This is a genomic window from Liquorilactobacillus vini DSM 20605 (assembly GCF_000255495.1).
Lineage (GTDB): Bacteria > Bacillota > Bacilli > Lactobacillales > Lactobacillaceae > Liquorilactobacillus > Liquorilactobacillus vini.
In genome coordinates, this window is the sequence record NZ_AHYZ01000135.1 from 1 (window position 1) to 14,499 (window position 14,499).

General features: G+C 37.2%; 14 protein-coding genes and 1 riboswitch. Of the genes, 10 read left to right on the forward strand and 4 right to left on the reverse strand.

The window, feature by feature from the left end:
- The 3 genes from ON15_RS07685 to ON15_RS07695 all read right to left on the reverse strand — a co-directional run.
- Positions 1–498 (reverse strand): AzlC family ABC transporter permease (locus ON15_RS07685; protein ID WP_010580914.1); only part of this gene is annotated, 498 nt, incomplete at its 3' end.
- Positions 499–720: 222 nt separating this feature from the next.
- Positions 721–2,103 carry a TrkH family potassium uptake protein gene (locus tag ON15_RS07690; RefSeq protein WP_010580915.1) on the reverse strand — a complete coding sequence of 461 codons (1,383 nt, stop codon included), beginning with the start codon at positions 2,101–2,103 and terminating at the stop codon, positions 721–723.
- Between the two features lie 23 nt (positions 2,104–2,126).
- Positions 2,127–2,381, reverse strand: coding sequence for a hypothetical protein (locus ON15_RS07695; protein WP_010580916.1), 255 nt, complete (start codon positions 2,379–2,381; stop codon positions 2,127–2,129).
- A 234-nt stretch (positions 2,382–2,615) separates the two neighbouring features.
- A riboswitch (TPP riboswitch) is annotated at positions 2,616–2,703 on the forward strand.
- Positions 2,704–2,808: 105 nt separating this feature from the next.
- Here ON15_RS07695 and ON15_RS07700 point away from each other — a divergent pair.
- Genes ON15_RS07700 through ON15_RS07710 form a run of 3 tightly spaced genes read left to right on the forward strand, consistent with a single transcriptional unit; the run spans position 2,809 to position 5,453 of the window.
- Positions 2,809–3,366 carry an ECF transporter S component gene (locus tag ON15_RS07700; RefSeq protein WP_412768437.1) on the forward strand — a complete coding sequence of 186 codons (558 nt, stop codon included), beginning with the start codon at positions 2,809–2,811 and terminating at the stop codon, positions 3,364–3,366.
- 1 nt (position 3,367) lies between these two features.
- Positions 3,368–4,783, forward strand: a complete 1,416-nt coding sequence (locus ON15_RS07705; protein WP_010580918.1) for an ABC transporter ATP-binding protein — start codon at positions 3,368–3,370, stop codon at positions 4,781–4,783.
- Positions 4,776–5,453 (forward strand): energy-coupling factor transporter transmembrane component T family protein, encoded by a 678-nt coding sequence (locus tag ON15_RS07710; protein WP_010580919.1) that lies wholly within the window; start codon positions 4,776–4,778, stop codon positions 5,451–5,453. Before ON15_RS07705 ends, ON15_RS07710 begins: the two co-directional genes overlap by 8 nt.
- 470 nt (positions 5,454–5,923) lie before the next feature.
- Here ON15_RS07710 and ON15_RS07720 read toward each other — a convergent pair whose 3' ends face one another.
- A complete protein-coding gene (locus ON15_RS07720) occupies positions 5,924–6,124 on the reverse strand; it encodes a hypothetical protein (RefSeq protein WP_010580921.1) in 201 nt (66 codons plus the stop codon).
- 303 nt (positions 6,125–6,427) lie between these two features.
- Between ON15_RS07720 and ON15_RS07725 the strand changes: the two genes are divergently transcribed.
- The 7 genes from ON15_RS07725 to ON15_RS07755 all read left to right on the forward strand — a co-directional run bounded on the left by ON15_RS07725 (position 6,428) and on the right by ON15_RS07755 (position 14,473).
- Positions 6,428–7,570: an acyltransferase gene (locus ON15_RS07725; protein ID WP_010580922.1), complete on the forward strand. Its 1,143-nt coding sequence runs from the start codon at positions 6,428–6,430 to the stop codon at positions 7,568–7,570.
- 167 nt (positions 7,571–7,737) lie between these two features.
- On the forward strand, positions 7,738–8,892 hold the full coding sequence (locus ON15_RS07730; RefSeq protein WP_026049539.1) for an acyltransferase: 1,155 nt from the start codon (positions 7,738–7,740) through the stop codon (positions 8,890–8,892).
- A 6-nt stretch (positions 8,893–8,898) separates the two neighbouring features.
- Positions 8,899–10,410 (forward strand): AMP-binding protein, encoded by a 1,512-nt coding sequence (locus ON15_RS07735; protein WP_010580924.1) that lies wholly within the window; start codon positions 8,899–8,901, stop codon positions 10,408–10,410.
- 18 nt (positions 10,411–10,428) lie between these two features.
- Positions 10,429–11,400: an aliphatic sulfonate ABC transporter substrate-binding protein gene (locus ON15_RS07740; protein ID WP_010580925.1), complete on the forward strand. Its 972-nt coding sequence runs from the start codon at positions 10,429–10,431 to the stop codon at positions 11,398–11,400.
- A 34-nt stretch (positions 11,401–11,434) separates the two neighbouring features.
- On the forward strand, positions 11,435–12,970 hold the full coding sequence (locus ON15_RS07745) for an AMP-binding protein (RefSeq protein WP_010580926.1): 1,536 nt from the start codon (positions 11,435–11,437) through the stop codon (positions 12,968–12,970).
- Positions 12,963–13,742, forward strand: a complete 780-nt coding sequence (locus ON15_RS07750) for an ABC transporter permease subunit (protein ID WP_010580927.1) — start codon at positions 12,963–12,965, stop codon at positions 13,740–13,742. The genes ON15_RS07745 and ON15_RS07750 overlap by 8 nt, the downstream gene beginning before the upstream one ends.
- 8 nt (positions 13,743–13,750) lie before the next feature.
- Positions 13,751–14,473 carry an ABC transporter ATP-binding protein gene (locus ON15_RS07755; RefSeq protein ID WP_010580928.1) on the forward strand — a complete coding sequence of 241 codons (723 nt, stop codon included), beginning with the start codon at positions 13,751–13,753 and terminating at the stop codon, positions 14,471–14,473.
- Positions 14,474–14,499: the final 26 nt, after the last annotated feature.

The window sequence follows — 14,499 nt, forward strand, 5'->3', positions numbered from 1 at the left end:
AAAATCAACAATCGACAAATTAATCGTTAATATTCCACCAATCAAGCTGCCAACGATGTTCGCCATTGTCCAAAATAACAATGAATAATGTTCAATCATCAGAGCATTTCTGGGTGTCCAACTCTTATCAGTTGCAAATTTCAAATAATTAACAGCATAATTTTCGTCATTCAAAGAAACAGCAAAAATATACAAAAACTTTCTGCTGGTATGATGCAAGTATTGCGATATGCTTGATCCCAACAAGGCATACCGCAATTCAAGGAAAAACAGCATCAATAAAACCGTATGCAACGGAGCATGAGCTGTTAGCATTGAAGCAATTAAAAATTGTGCTCCACCTGAAAAGACCATAATTGACACCAAGCCAGTTAGAATCGTGTTAAAGCCCGCAACGTTTAACAAGATTCCACAAGCTAAGCCAATTGGAACATAGCTTAAACACAGGGGCAATGCTACTTTCAAAACCATAAGCCAGCGTGGTTCCTCTTTTTTCACGAAAAAGCCTCCAAAATGTATTAAAAGTTCCCGCAATTTGATTATAACATAACAATGGAAATCTCTAAGGAAAATTTCCAAAGCTTGTAATTATTAAAATGCCTCTATCATTAGTCATTTCATCCGAATAAATCTGGTAATGCTTAAAAAATTAAGTTCAAGTTTGCTCCATTTTTCATGGAAGCCTTTTCATTGAGCGAACTCGACTAAATTTTTTGATAATTAACCAATGATAACTTTTTCTGATGGATAACGGTAATTAAAATCTTGCTCTTTTTTAGAAACAAATAACAGCAATAAATAGAGCATTCCAACTCGACCAATAAACATCAAACAAATGATTACCCATTTACCGACTAAACTCAATCCAGCGGTAATCCCCAATGATAAGCCGGTGGTTCCAAAAGCCGCAGTCACCTCAAAGATCAATGAAACCAATGAATATTTTTCAGTGACTGATAAAATCAAAACTGCCAGCAAACATAATAAGATTGATAAATTAGTAACAACAATCGCTTTTTGAATATCATCATCACCAATTCGCCGACCAAAAATATTGACATGCCGGCGACCGCGAATAAAGGCTGCTAAATATAATAATAAGATCCCCACTGTTGTTGTTCGCACCCCGCCGCCAACCGAACTTGGACTGGCTCCAATAAACATTAATAGCGAAAAAACTAGCAGTGTAGCAGTTTGAAAATGTTTTAACGACTCAAGCTGCAAACCAGCATTCCTCGTTGAAGCACTGTAAAACATTGCGGTCATGATCTTCTGTGGCCAGGGCTCACTAGCTAATTGCCCTTTAAACTCAGTTAAAAAAATCATAATTGCTCCGCCAATAAAAAAGATTACTGCAAAGAAGACTGCCAATTTTGAAAATAGAGAAAAGCGAAAAACTCCGTTGCCATGATCATGCAACTTGAACATTAGCCACTGGTGGCCTTCAACCAAAACTGGAAAACCAATTCCCCCAATGATGATCAACAACATGACGATCAACAAAAACAAATGGTTATGCTCGTACGGTGCCAGCGAACTGCCAGTAATGTCAAAACCAGCATTGGTCACTGCAGTAACTGAGATATAGAATCCATTAAAAAAAGCTGATTTTAAATGCTCCCAGTTTTGCTGCCAGCTAAAATACAAGGAAAAGATCACCCCAAACACCAGCTGTAGCACGACCATTAAGATAAAAATCGAATATGAAAGCCGAACTGTTCCGCTTAAGCGTGGTTGATTCATATCGACTTGAATCATTTGCCGTTGATGCAAAGAAATCTTTTTCCCGCTTAAAATCATCATCACAGTTGTTAGCATTGTTACGCCAAAGCCACCGACTTGGAAGATAAATTCCAGCAAAATAATGCCCCAGTGATTCAAAACTTGCTGTAAAGGGACTGTCGTCAATCCCGTCACGCTGACTGACGAAACCGCCAGAAAAAAAGTGTCAAGCCAGCTTGGCTTAGCATTTTTTTGATAAAAAATCGGCAAATTCAACAAAAAGAAGGTGATAAAAATCAGGATCAAATATGCAATGACAACTAATTGAATCGGCGTCGTATCATCTAGCACCTTTCTCCTTAGTTTGCCAAACAAGCCCATTATTTTCACACCCTTATCTTGATTTATTTAGCCAGTTTTAGCTTAGAATAACTAATTACAACTTTTTGTTTTAATTCTTGTGCCGTATTTGACTGACTAAATTTTTGATCAAAATCAATAATCGCTGAATTTTTTAATTGTTTTTCAACGATGCCGCTAAAATGGTGCCGATGAAAAATAAATGTGACATGCGTATCTTTTTTAAAAGGCTGTCCTAGTTTGCTAACTTCAATCGGTGCATTATTACGAGCACTATTCTGATTAGCTGTTTCGCTCATCATTATTCCCCCTCGTTAAATCTGGCTACTCATTTGACAGTCAAAGAATTTGAAGTAAAAAAGCCGACAGAACATCAACCGCCAGCTCTCACTGCTTATATTATAACGCATTTAACAAATGTCTGGCTAGTCAAATTCTCTGGCCAACCTTAGCTAGCAAATTTTAGTACTTGCTTCAGAAAAAAACATTTTACAAAATCCTAGAAGTTTGCTAACATTTAGTTATTCAAAATTAAGAACAAACTGGGGTGCCAAGTGGCTGAGAAATACCCATAAACCTGATCTGGATAATGCCAGCGGAGGGAGTTTGATTTTTGTATTAGTATTTTTGATACATTAAACAACTAATTCAGTGCCGGCATGCTTTTAAGTGTGCCGGCTTTATTTTTTAGCTGAGGAGCCCGTGTTTGTAAAAGGAGCGATTTTTTTGATAAATCAATCGAAAAAAATTCATTGGACTTTACGTGATGTGATCTTTCTAGCAATTATTGCCATCTTCTTTGGAATTATTTATCAACTCTGGAGTTACGCTTATTACGCTTTAGCTGCGACGCCGTTAAAACCTTATGCGAATGATCTGACTTTAGGCGTTTGGATCATGGCAGGTCCCTTGGCCGGAGTTCTGCTACAAAAAGCGGGGGCCTCAGTAATTGGTGAAATGCTGGCGGCAGCCGTTGAGATGCTACTATTTTCTAGTTGGGGCGCTTCAACTTTGCTTTCTGGTTTTATTCAAGGGATTGGCAATGAGCTGGGATTTGCCTGCACTGGCTACCGCAACTGGGATAAATTGGGCTTGATTTGCTCAGCTTTAGGATCAACAATTATTACATTTATTTGGGATCTCTTTCAAAGCGGTTATCGTCAATACAGTTTTAGCTTATTGATCGGTTTATTTGTTATTCGGCTGATCTCGATTGGCTTTTTCGCTGGAGTTTTAGTTTATTGGATTAAAAAAATGGTATTTAAGACAGGACTGATCAGATAAGATGATTAAATTAGCTGCTCAGCAGTTAAGCTTTCGCTATCAACCAACTAAATCGTTGATTTTTGATCATTTGGATTTTCAAGTTGAACCAGGTACCTTTAGCTTATTAACTGGGCCATCAGGCTGCGGCAAATCAACTTTATTTAAACTCTTGGCAGGCTTATATCCGCAATATGGTGGCCAAATTGAAACTGGCCAAGTCGTTTTGGATGGACAAAATGTCGCGGAAATTTTGCCTAACCAACGCGCCAAAAAAGTTGCTATGTTATTTCAAAATCCTAGCCGGCAATTTGCCATGCGAACTGTTAGCGAACAGCTGACTTTTGCTTTAGAAAATATTCAATTGCCGCTGGTTAAGATCCCGCAGCAAATTGAAAAAGTTTTAGCAGTTTTTAACTTGGATTCATTCAAGCAGCGAAAACTTCAGACACTCTCTGGCGGTGAACAGCAACGCGTAGCTTTAGCAACAGTTTTGGCTTTAGATAGTCAAATCATTTTACTAGACGAGCCTTTCGCTAATGTCGATTTGACGGGTAGAAAGCAACTCCTGCATGATTTGAAACAACTACAGCTAAATTATCAAAAAACCATTTTGGTAGCTGATCATGATCTAAGCGGCTATCAAGGAATTGCCGATCATTTGTATCATTTAGACTCAAAAACACCGCAAATAACTTCCCGGCCGTTAACTGAATTACAGCAGTCGGCAACTAGTTGGCCAGTTTCGCTGCATAAATTAAATTCAGGTGATCTCAGTTGGCAGCAGCTAACTCTAGTGACTGCTAAACGGCAACTTTTAACTGGCAGTAATTTTACATTGCCGCGCGGTCAGCTGGGACTATTATCCGGTGAAAATGGTGTTGGCAAGTCAACTTTGCTAGCAGCTTTAAGTCAGCTTCATCCCTATCAAGGTCAGATCAGTTATCAGCAAAAAGCTGCGCAAAAGTTTAACCAGCAGCATTGGAACCAACTGGTCGGCTTAGTCTTTCAAAACAGCAGTGATCAATTTGTTCGACTGAGTGCTCAAGATGAAATCAAACTTTCCCAAAAAAACAGTCTACAGCCGAAATACTGGACAATTAAGCGGATCATCCAATGTTTACAGCAGCTGGATTTAGCCGGCATATTAGATCAAGTCTGCTATCAGCTATCGGGCGGTCAGCAAAAAAAACTGCAGCTGCTGTCAATGCTGATCATGGCTCAACCAGTCTTATTGCTGGATGAACCTTTTGCTGGACTGGATCCTCAGTCACTGAAGCAAGCTTTGCAGTTGATTCGGGAAACCGCAACCCAGCTGCAATTAAGCAGCTTAATTGTTTCACATCAGCGGGCTGGGGTAACTGAAAAGCTGGACTATGAGCTTGAGTTAGCCCACCAGCAGCTGACCTTGCTCCAAGGAGGCTTGAACAATGGCTAAAAAACGCGGGCTAAATGCTTCAGTTATGACAGTGATAATGTTAGGAATTGGTTTGCCACTTTCATTTTCTTTGAGCGTGACATTAAATCTGGTTATTTGTAGTTTGGCATTAATTTATCTAATATATTGTCGCGTCTCACTTAAAACAACGCTGCTAGTCTTGCTGGCCGCTTTGCCGTTAGCATTTGGCAGCTGGTGGTCCTTTTTGATCTTCGGTACTGGAGACCAATGGCATAGTGCCTGGATCTATGGTTCCCGGGTCTACGCTTACTTGTTGCTGGGGATGACCGTCACCATGAACTGCCGCGTCAAAGATCTTTTATTAAGCTTACATTTACATCTAAAATTACCAGCAACCTTTGCCTATGGCTTGTTAGCAGCCTTCAATTTGCTAGCCCGTATTCGCCAGCAATATCACCAAATTCAAGCTTCGGCTATGATGCGCGGACAAGTTTATCACTTATGGCAGCCAGGGTTATATCTACGGATCATCATTATCGCTTTAAATTGGTCTGGCGATCTGGCTGCCGCCATGACTTCACAAGGCTTTACCGAAGGCGCCAAACGAACGATTTCTTTTGTTGATCCGCTGCCGCGTTGGCAATGGTTGCTGACTGCTGGGTTAATCATTAGTTATTGCTGGGCAGCATTTGTGATTCAACCATGGTAAGCTGTAAGCAATCAAAATTCGCTTGAAGCTGATAAATATGACCTTGTTAAGCTAAGTAGTAAACCTAGTCTAACAAGGCCATTATTTTTATCATCATTATTTTAGTAGATTAACCGTTGACTATTTATTTGGCTTAAAAAACAAGATTATTTCTAGACTGCAGGTAGCTCCCAAAATTGAAAGTAAGCGGCCAAACGCAAAACCAAAAATAAAATAAGGATCTGCCTGTGCAATAAAATTAGAGTTGCCAACCAGAATAATATTTAAAATAATGTTCAACCCAAATAACAACAAAAATGTGCTGGTAAAAAGCAATAAGTGCTTCTTTGCTAGTTTCCGGTTAGAAAAATGAAACATATGTATCATTAAATTAGTAATTAATAATATGGAAACAATCGGAATATGCGGTGATTTAAAATTAAAGAACTCAAAATACACAAGAAAACAAAACACCAGATTTAGCAGATAAGTTATTCTTGTAATTTTGCATTATGTTGATTCTTCAGTGTCTCATGCTCATCAATTACATGATCAACTTCCAGTAAATCATCAAGTGAAATTCCATAAAGCTGACTCCCTTCTGTTATTTTAATAGCTAGTGTTTTCTTAAGGTTGGAACTTTTAAATAACGAACTACAGCTTCTGTACATTTTTAAAAAATAATTTTTCATTGAGAAGGCTGTTTCCTGCAAAAATCTTTCTATATATATCCACGTCAAATTATATCAAATATATATTGCCATAAAAGCTTCAGCAATTTGCTTTTCAAATGATCTTGTCAAAAATATAGAGACTGGCTAATAAGACAGCGCTTAATAAATTTATTAAGTCCTGTCTTAACTTAATTGAGTAAATAAGTGTTTGTTAAAATTTAGCAAAATCTTCATACATTTATCGAAAAGAATCAAATTTTGTTCACTAAATAATTATTTTTTTTGCCATCATTAAACTATTAACTTCTTAGGAGAATTTCAATGCCAGCAAAAAAACGTGCTTATTTATACGAAGTTGATTTTATGCGAGTGTTTTTTATTTGTGGAGTTTTAGCCAATCATACTGCCAGTACTTTTACTAATTTATTACCTTCGCAAACGGTCAGCCGACAATTTTTGCTTTCGACGCATCTATTGCTACATTTTCCTCGCTTTGGCTTTATGTTCATTACGGGGTTGGTTTTATTTTGGCAACATGCTAACAAAAAGCTTGCTGTAAAAGACTTCTTATTGAAACATTTTTCAATACTTTTAGTACCGTATTTGTTTTGGATCACTCTCTTTTCATTACTGCAAACATTAGCCAGTTCCAGCAACTTTTCTTTTCTTAATTGGCTAGTTCAATGGTGGCAAATTGTAATCCATGGCAATGAATTTTATCTTTATTATCTTTTTGTCTTATTTCAATTATATTTGATTTTTCCTTTATTGCTCAAGTTGTTTGAAAAAACCAACGGTCATCATCTACAGGTTCTACAAATCAGTTTCATGATGCAACTGTTAATGACAATTTATTTTAAATATTTTTATAGCCGGATTAGTCATTCAGATTGGCCTTATTTGATAAGAGCATACGGTAATTTTGTTTTGAGTTATCAATTTTATTTCATTGCTGGGGCTTTCTGTGCTCTTCATTATCAGCATGTTAAACAATTCATCATAAAATTTAATCATTGGATAACTTTCGCTACTCTCAGTTTTGGAATTGGAACGATTGGCTTATATTATTTCAATAAATTTGTTTTAGGATTGAATCGTCATCATGCAAATCTGATTCACCAGCCATATATCTTATTTTATGCCTCATTAGTTATTCTGCAGACCTGGTTGATTGGTATTTGGTACGCGGATCGACGCCGCCACAGCAAATTATGGAATTATTGGATTACAAACCTAGCTGAATGCTCATTCGGAATCTACCTTGTCCAACTGATACCATTAACAACTATCTATCTATTGATTCAGTCTACAAAACCAACCATAAGTTTCATTATGCTCATAATTTTATTGCCACTGGCTTATGTGGGAGTTTTGGGGATCTCTTGGGCATTAACTAATTTATTGAGAAAAAAGGCATTTCTAAAAAACTTGATTGGCAGAAAAGAGGTTCTCCATTATGAATAGTTGTACGATTTTAAAATTTTTAGCAATACTTCAAAGAATTAAGATCGATAATCTTTATCTTAATAAAAAATTAATAAGTTCGACAAAAATTCACAATTTCTTCAAAGACATCTGATAATATTTAATACCGGTTTTTATGGAAACAGAATACTTTGGAGGAGTTTGAATTGATTAAAAAAAGGAAGCATCCCTACTTGTATGAAGTGGATTTGATGCGATGCATATTTATTTTTGGAGTGTTGGCCAATCATACAACATCGGCTTTTGTTGCCAGCATGACTGACAGTTATCCACGTTTAATCTTACTGGCAACTCATCTAATGTTACATTTTACCCGAATGGGGTTCATGTTCATTACTGGTTTAGTCTTATTTTTGCAGCATTATAACGACTTGAATATGAACATATTCAAGTTTTGGAAAAAGCGATACAAGGGTTCAGGTATCCCATACTTATTTTGGAATGGGTTCTTTTTGCTGTTTGCAGCTTGGATGACCGGAGAAAAATTAGGATTTAGTACTTGGTTGGGCGATTGGCTTTGGGCTGTAATCCATGGTGATCATTTCTATATGTATTATATTCTTGTAACCTTTCAATTATATTTGATTTTTCCGATTATGCTTTGGCTATTTAGAAAATACAAAAATTATCATTTGCTGATTTTTGTAATCAGTGCTTTAGTCCAACTATTTTTCCTAATTTGGGCTAAATATATTTATCCAGTTCAAAATCACGATCACTGGCCGTATTTGATCAAATACTATGGCAACTTTGTTTTAGCGTATCAATTTTACTTTATCGCTGGTGCCTTTACCTCAATTCATTACCAACAAGTCAAGAAATTTTTTGTTGAACATCAAAAGATTATCTACTCATTGACCGGATTGCTAGCACTGGGAACATTCGGATTATACTACGTCAACGATAGAATCTTAAAACTAAGTCAACATTATACTGAATTGATTCACCAACCATATTTAATGATTTATGCTTCAATGATGATTTGCAGTGTCTTGTGTGTCAGCTGGGCATATGATCGACATCGTCTTGAACCTAAATGGCAGTGGTTTTCACGTTTAGTCACTGTTTCATCAAAAATTTCTTTTGGTGTTTATTTAACACAGACTTTTGCTTTAACTTTTCTGCTTAAGATTTTAGCTGCTTTAAATGGTGCCGCGCCAAATTGGCTTTTATTATTGTGCTTACCGTTTGGTTATCTTTTTGTTTTAGGTGGTACCTGGCTGATTTCATATTTCTGTTACAAAGTTCCGCCCTTTGGAATTTTAATCGGACGACCACAAAAATTTTCTGGAAGGAAGTAATTATTAATGACAAAATTAACTGATGAACTAACAGCTCACCTTGAAAAAAACCTGCACCGCAAATTTGTAAAGGATGAACGTTTGAACAAATGGTTTGAAGGAGCAGATCTTAAAGCTGATATTCAACAGTTAAAGAAAATTTTCCTGGCAGCTGGTTTAGGCCGCGGAGATGTTGTCTTTATGTGTTTGGCAAACTCTTCGGTCTATTTACCCATTAACCAAGCTTTATGGCAATTGGGAATTACTGCCCATCCAGTTGCAGCAACAACGCCAGCTTTCGAGTTAACAGCCGATTATCAGGAAAATGATTATCCGGCAATGATCTTTGCCCCTGAAACAGCGAATGCTTTCGCCGATTTTGCCGAGCTTGAACGTCAAGATATCAAATTGAATACTTTTGAAGATCTAGTTTTTTTCAATAAAAAGAACTTAAGCAATACAAACAAAGAAAAAACTCCATTAGAGAGCTCTTATGGTTGGATTCTTAATACTTCTGGTACAACCGGAAAGCCTAAAAAAGTTGGTTTAACTCATGAGGTAATGCGTCGAGCTGCTTATTATGATTTGACTAGTCATCGCTTGACAAGCAAAGACACAGTTTTAATTGTTATGCCGATGTTCCACATTAACGCTCAAGAGTTAATTATTATTTCGACATTGTTGACAGACGGCAAAATGGTAATTGCTCCTAAATTCAGCGCCAGCAAGTTTTGGTCACAAATTTTAGAAAATGACGTTACCTGGTCTTCAGTTGTACCGACAATTGTAGCCATCTTGTTAAAAAACCAAAAAGCTAATGCAACGTTCCGTCCAAATCATAAATTACGCTTTATTCGCTGTGCTTCAGCAATTTTGTCTGTCAACCGTCAACGGGAATTTACTGAACGTTATCGTGTACCAATTCTGAAAGGCTATGGCATGACTGAATCTTGTAGTCAGTGTACGCTTAATCCACTCGATCGAATTAAACTTGGCTCTGTCGGCAAACCTTATCACACCGATGTGGCGATCATTCAGGGAGATGCTTTTACTACCAAACCTGGAGTTCAGGGAGAAATTGCAATTCGTGGTGACCATGTGATTACCGATTACCTTGACCATCATCCGTCCTCTTTTAAAGAAGGCTGGTTAAAAACGGGGGACTTAGGTTATTTTGATGGAGATGGTTATTTATGGCTCAATGGTCGAATTAAAGACATTATCAACCACGGCGGTGAAAAGATTAGTCCCGCAGTAGTTGAAGCAGTAATCAGTGAATTGGACTTTGTTAAAGATGTCGCTGTTGTTCCAGTACCAGATTCCTTTTATGGTGAAAATGTGGCTGCTGCTATTATCACTGAAAATGAGAATCCTGAAATCCAAGACCAGTATCGGCAAGAAATTTTAGCTTATACAGAAACTCATTTAGCAAAGTATCGGCGTCCAACTGAAATTTATTTTGTCAAAGACTTTCCGCGTAATGCTACAGGGAAAATCTTAAGACCTAAGCTGACGGAACAATTAATTAAATTGAGATAAGAGGTGCATCGATACATTATGAAGCATACAACAAGAAAATGGTTGATTTTTAGCTTACTTGTTTTTTGGGTAGCAGCTGCCGGTTATGGATGGTTTTTGGTCCATCAAGAAGATAACGCTAAACTGAAATCCGTCACGATTGGCTTTCAAGCTGGTGATGAGTTTGATATTGCCAAAAGTCGTGGCCAATTTGCCAAAAAAATGGAAAAAAAAGGATACAAAGTCAAGTTTAAAGAATTCCAAAATGGCGCAGCTATGATGCAAGCATTGGCAACTGGTAACGTCGACTATGCCCGTGTTGGGGATACTCCGCCGGTTTCTGCTTTAGCTGCCGGAACAAAGCTTACTTATGTTGCTGCTGGCGGTACTAAAGAAAAAGGCAGTGGCATTATAGTTAAAAAGAATTCTGGCATCAATTCACTCAAAGATCTTAAAGGCAAACGAGTTGCTTACACTAAAGGCACAAGTTCGCAATATATGCTATTGCGTGCTTTACGTAAAGCTGGTTTAGGAGTCGACGATATTAAGTGGGTCAATTTAGATCAAGATGCAGCTGCTGTTGCTTATTCCAAAGATAAAGTCGATGCCTGGGCTAATTGGGACCCAACTGTCGCTCAAGTTGAGTTAACTGAAAATTCAAAATTATTAGTAAATGGCAAACAAACTGGTGCAGTCAATCGCAGTTTCATTGTTTCTCCAGCTAAGTTTGCAAAAAATCATCGTTCTTTGAGTCGTTTGATCATCAAATATGGTGAACAGGATATGCACTGGGCTAATACTCATCATGCCAAAGTTATCAAATTGATGGTTAAAGATCTTAAACTTTCTAAAAACGTTGTGCAATTGGCCGTTAAGCGTCGCGTATTTGGTATTTATAAAATGAATGATGAGTACGCTAAAGAAGAGCAAAAAATTGCCAATACATTTTATCAATCTGGAATTTTAAACAAACAGGTAACCATCAGCAAGCATGTTGATTATTTGAAATAATCATAATATAGCAAAAGAGAGGACGCTGGTTAAAATGTCGCCGCTGATTTCAAAAATTAATGAAATATTAACAGTTCAACCGGATAAAAAAATAATTAAGGATCTGGCAGCTAATGTTTGGCTAACACGTAAACAGACAAAAAATGCTATCAACCAGCTGACTGATTTTTTTCAATCTATAAATTTGCGTCCAAATGATCGAATCCTAGTCACTAAAGAAAATAGTGCAGTTTATCCGCTGATAATGCTAGCTGCTTATAAGTATGGACTGCTAATTCATCCAGCGGCCCCTTCATTGACGGCAAATGAGCTAGAAAACGAATTAACGGCCGAAAACTATCAAGCTGTTTTCCCGTCAGTTGCACATTTTAAATTGCTGCAAAAGCAAAATATGTGGCGGCAAAAAGAGCTTAGCTTAGAAGAAGATTTATCTTGTCATATTTTTTATAAAGTAGATGATAATTGCTCAAATCTCAGCAAAAGCTTAATTGATTCACCTATAGCGACTCAGCCTGCCCTGATGATGTATACTTCTGGCACAACTGGAAAACCCAAAAAAGTTATTTTAACTCACGAAAATTTATTAACAGCAGCTCAGTTTGTCATTCAAAGCCAGCAGTTAACTGCAGCAGATCGAACTTTAATCGTTTTGCCACTCTTTCATATCAATGCTCAAATCATTGCCATGCTTTCAACGCTATTGAGCGGCGGATGCGTTCTTTTGCCACTGAAGTTCAGCGCTAGCCATTTTTGGCAACAAGTAAAAGATGAAAAAATAACTTGGGTCTCTGCTTCACCCAGTGTTATTTCAATTTTACTGGCAAACAAAAAAGCTCAACAAAATTTTGTTGCTCCTTCAAGCCTAAGATTTTTAAGAAGTGCTTCTGCGCCTTTAAGCAGTGAATTACAGCAACGCTTCGAAAAAAAATATCAGCTTCCAATCATTCAAGGTTACGGGATGACCGAAGCTGCTGGCCAGATCTGTGTCAATCCTTTAGAACATTCCAAAAGAGGCTCTGTTGGCAAACCGATTGGAACTAAAGTCAGTATCCTGATCAATAATCGACCGGCGAAACTTCCTAAACAGATTGGAGAAGTTTTATTAAAAGGCAAAAATGTAATTACATCCTACGCAAATCGAGATCCTAGCCTTGATTTCATCGATGGTTGGCTAAGAACGGGAGATTTAGGATATTTTGATTCTGACGGTTATCTTTATTTAACTGGTAGATCTAAAGAACTAATCAATTACGGTGGACATAAGATTAGTCCACTTAAGATTGAAAACGTACTATTGCAAGCAGATTTTGTTTGCGAAGCTGCAGCAGTTGGCATTTTCGATCAGCTATTTGGTGAAAAAATCGTGGCAGTAATTGTTTTGAATGATTCTGTCAACCAAGCAATTGCCAAAAAAGAATTAACTCAATTATTGGAAAAGGATCTTGCTAAATTTGAACGGCCGCAACAATTAATTTTTGTAAATAAACTGCCTCACAATCGGGTAGGAAAAATTTTAAGATTTCAGTTGCAACAGGAATTAAATACACAAGGAGGTAGTTGTCATGAGTGACGCATCAGTCCTTAATAAGAAAAAGTTTTCGCTTCAAGGAATCATCCCTTGGATTATTCCGCTTGCCATTATTTTGTTTTGGCAGCTAGTTGTCAGTATTGGATGGGTCTCATCATCAGTTTTGCCTTCACCGCTAGAAGTTTTAAAAGATGGTATCGATTTGACCATTAAGGGGGAACTACCTCAAAATATGAGCATCAGTTTATATCGAGCAACTGTCGGCTTCGTGATTGGTGGTGGTATAGGCTTTGTTCTTGGTTTTATTAATGGTTTATCAAAAGTTGCTCGCTTAACATTTGACAGTACCGTTCAAATGCTCCGCAACATCCCTCATTTGGCCTTGATTCCACTGGTTATTTTGTTAATGGGTATTGGTGAACCAGCAAAGATTTTTCTGGTAGCAATTGGTTGTATGTTTCCTATGTACATTAATACTTATCATGGTATCACTTCGGTTGATCATAAAATTATTGAGATGGGTAAAGCTTATGGTTTGAATCGTTCAGCTATGATTCGTAAAATCATTTTTCCAGCGGCTCTACCAACGATTTTAATGGGTGTCAGGTATGCGCTTGGCGTAATGTGGACAACTTTAATTGTCGCTGAAACAATTTCTGCAAGTTCTGGAATTGGTTATATGTCAACTAACGCTGAGCAGTTTATGGATATGAAAACAATTGTTTTATGTATTTTAATTTATGCATTGCTAGGCAAATTATCAGATTTCATTGCTAAAAATCTAGAAATTATCTTTTTAGATTGGCGCGGATAGGAGGAAAAATGACAGCAAATATTTTAATGACCATCCGTGATATCAGTAAAGTCTATGGTCAGCATATTGTTTTAAAAAACGTTGATTTAGATGTTTATCATCATGAATTTTTAGCACTGGTCGGAAAAAGCGGCGGTGGAAAAAGTACACTGTTACGTTTAATTGCCGGTTTGGAACAACCAAATAACGGGGAAATTAAGCAAAGTGATCGACTGATTGAGAAAACGAATGATAAAGCTCGAATGATGTTTCAAGAGGATCGACTTTTACCGTGGATGTCAGTCTTAGATAATATTACTTTTGCTAGCAAAAATACGCAAGCTCAAAAGGAAGCCAAGAACCTCCTTGATTTAGTTGGCTTAACTGAATACGCCGATGTTTATCCAACTAAATTATCTGGTGGTCAAAAACAGCGTCTGGCATTAGCAAGAGCGTTATTTGCTCATCCTGACTTGCTGCTATTGGATGAGCCCTTAGGTGCTTTGGATGCCCTAACCAGACGCAATATGCAAGATTTGATTATAAAAGTTTGTCAAAAAAAACAAATCACAACTATTTTAGTTACTCATGATATTAATGAAGCCGTTCGAATGGCAAATCGGATTGTGTTAATTAAGGATCAAGGGATCAAAGAAGTTTTTGAAAATCCATATCAAGGAATTAATACAACTGAAGCTAAAGAAAAACGTGCGCTAATTGCTGACGACATTCTCGAAAAAATATTAAACTAAGCTCTAAATCAAACAATTTTTTATTG

What these genes read in the sequence shown, in the direction of transcription:
- ON15_RS07745 (WP_010580926.1), top strand. Translation starts at nt 11,435, where the DNA reads ATGTCGCCGCTGATTTCAAAAATTAATGAAATATTAACAGTTCAACCG.
- ON15_RS07695 (WP_010580916.1), bottom strand. Translation starts at nt 2,381, where the DNA reads ATGAGCGAAACAGCTAATCAGAATAGTGCTCGTAATAATGCACCGATT.
- ON15_RS07735 (WP_010580924.1), top strand. Translation starts at nt 8,899, where the DNA reads ATGACAAAATTAACTGATGAACTAACAGCTCACCTTGAAAAAAACCTG.
- ON15_RS07710 (WP_010580919.1), top strand. Translation starts at nt 4,776, where the DNA reads ATGGCTAAAAAACGCGGGCTAAATGCTTCAGTTATGACAGTGATAATG.
- ON15_RS07690 (WP_010580915.1), bottom strand. Translation starts at nt 2,103, where the DNA reads ATGGGCTTGTTTGGCAAACTAAGGAGAAAGGTGCTAGATGATACGACG.
- ON15_RS07720 (WP_010580921.1), bottom strand. Translation starts at nt 6,124, where the DNA reads ATGAAAAATTATTTTTTAAAAATGTACAGAAGCTGTAGTTCGTTATTT.
- ON15_RS07705 (WP_010580918.1), top strand. Translation starts at nt 3,368, where the DNA reads ATGATTAAATTAGCTGCTCAGCAGTTAAGCTTTCGCTATCAACCAACT.
- ON15_RS07740 (WP_010580925.1), top strand. Translation starts at nt 10,429, where the DNA reads ATGAAGCATACAACAAGAAAATGGTTGATTTTTAGCTTACTTGTTTTT.
- ON15_RS07755 (WP_010580928.1), top strand. Translation starts at nt 13,751, where the DNA reads ATGACAGCAAATATTTTAATGACCATCCGTGATATCAGTAAAGTCTAT.
- ON15_RS07750 (WP_010580927.1), top strand. Translation starts at nt 12,963, where the DNA reads ATGAGTGACGCATCAGTCCTTAATAAGAAAAAGTTTTCGCTTCAAGGA.
- ON15_RS07725 (WP_010580922.1), top strand. Translation starts at nt 6,428, where the DNA reads ATGCCAGCAAAAAAACGTGCTTATTTATACGAAGTTGATTTTATGCGA.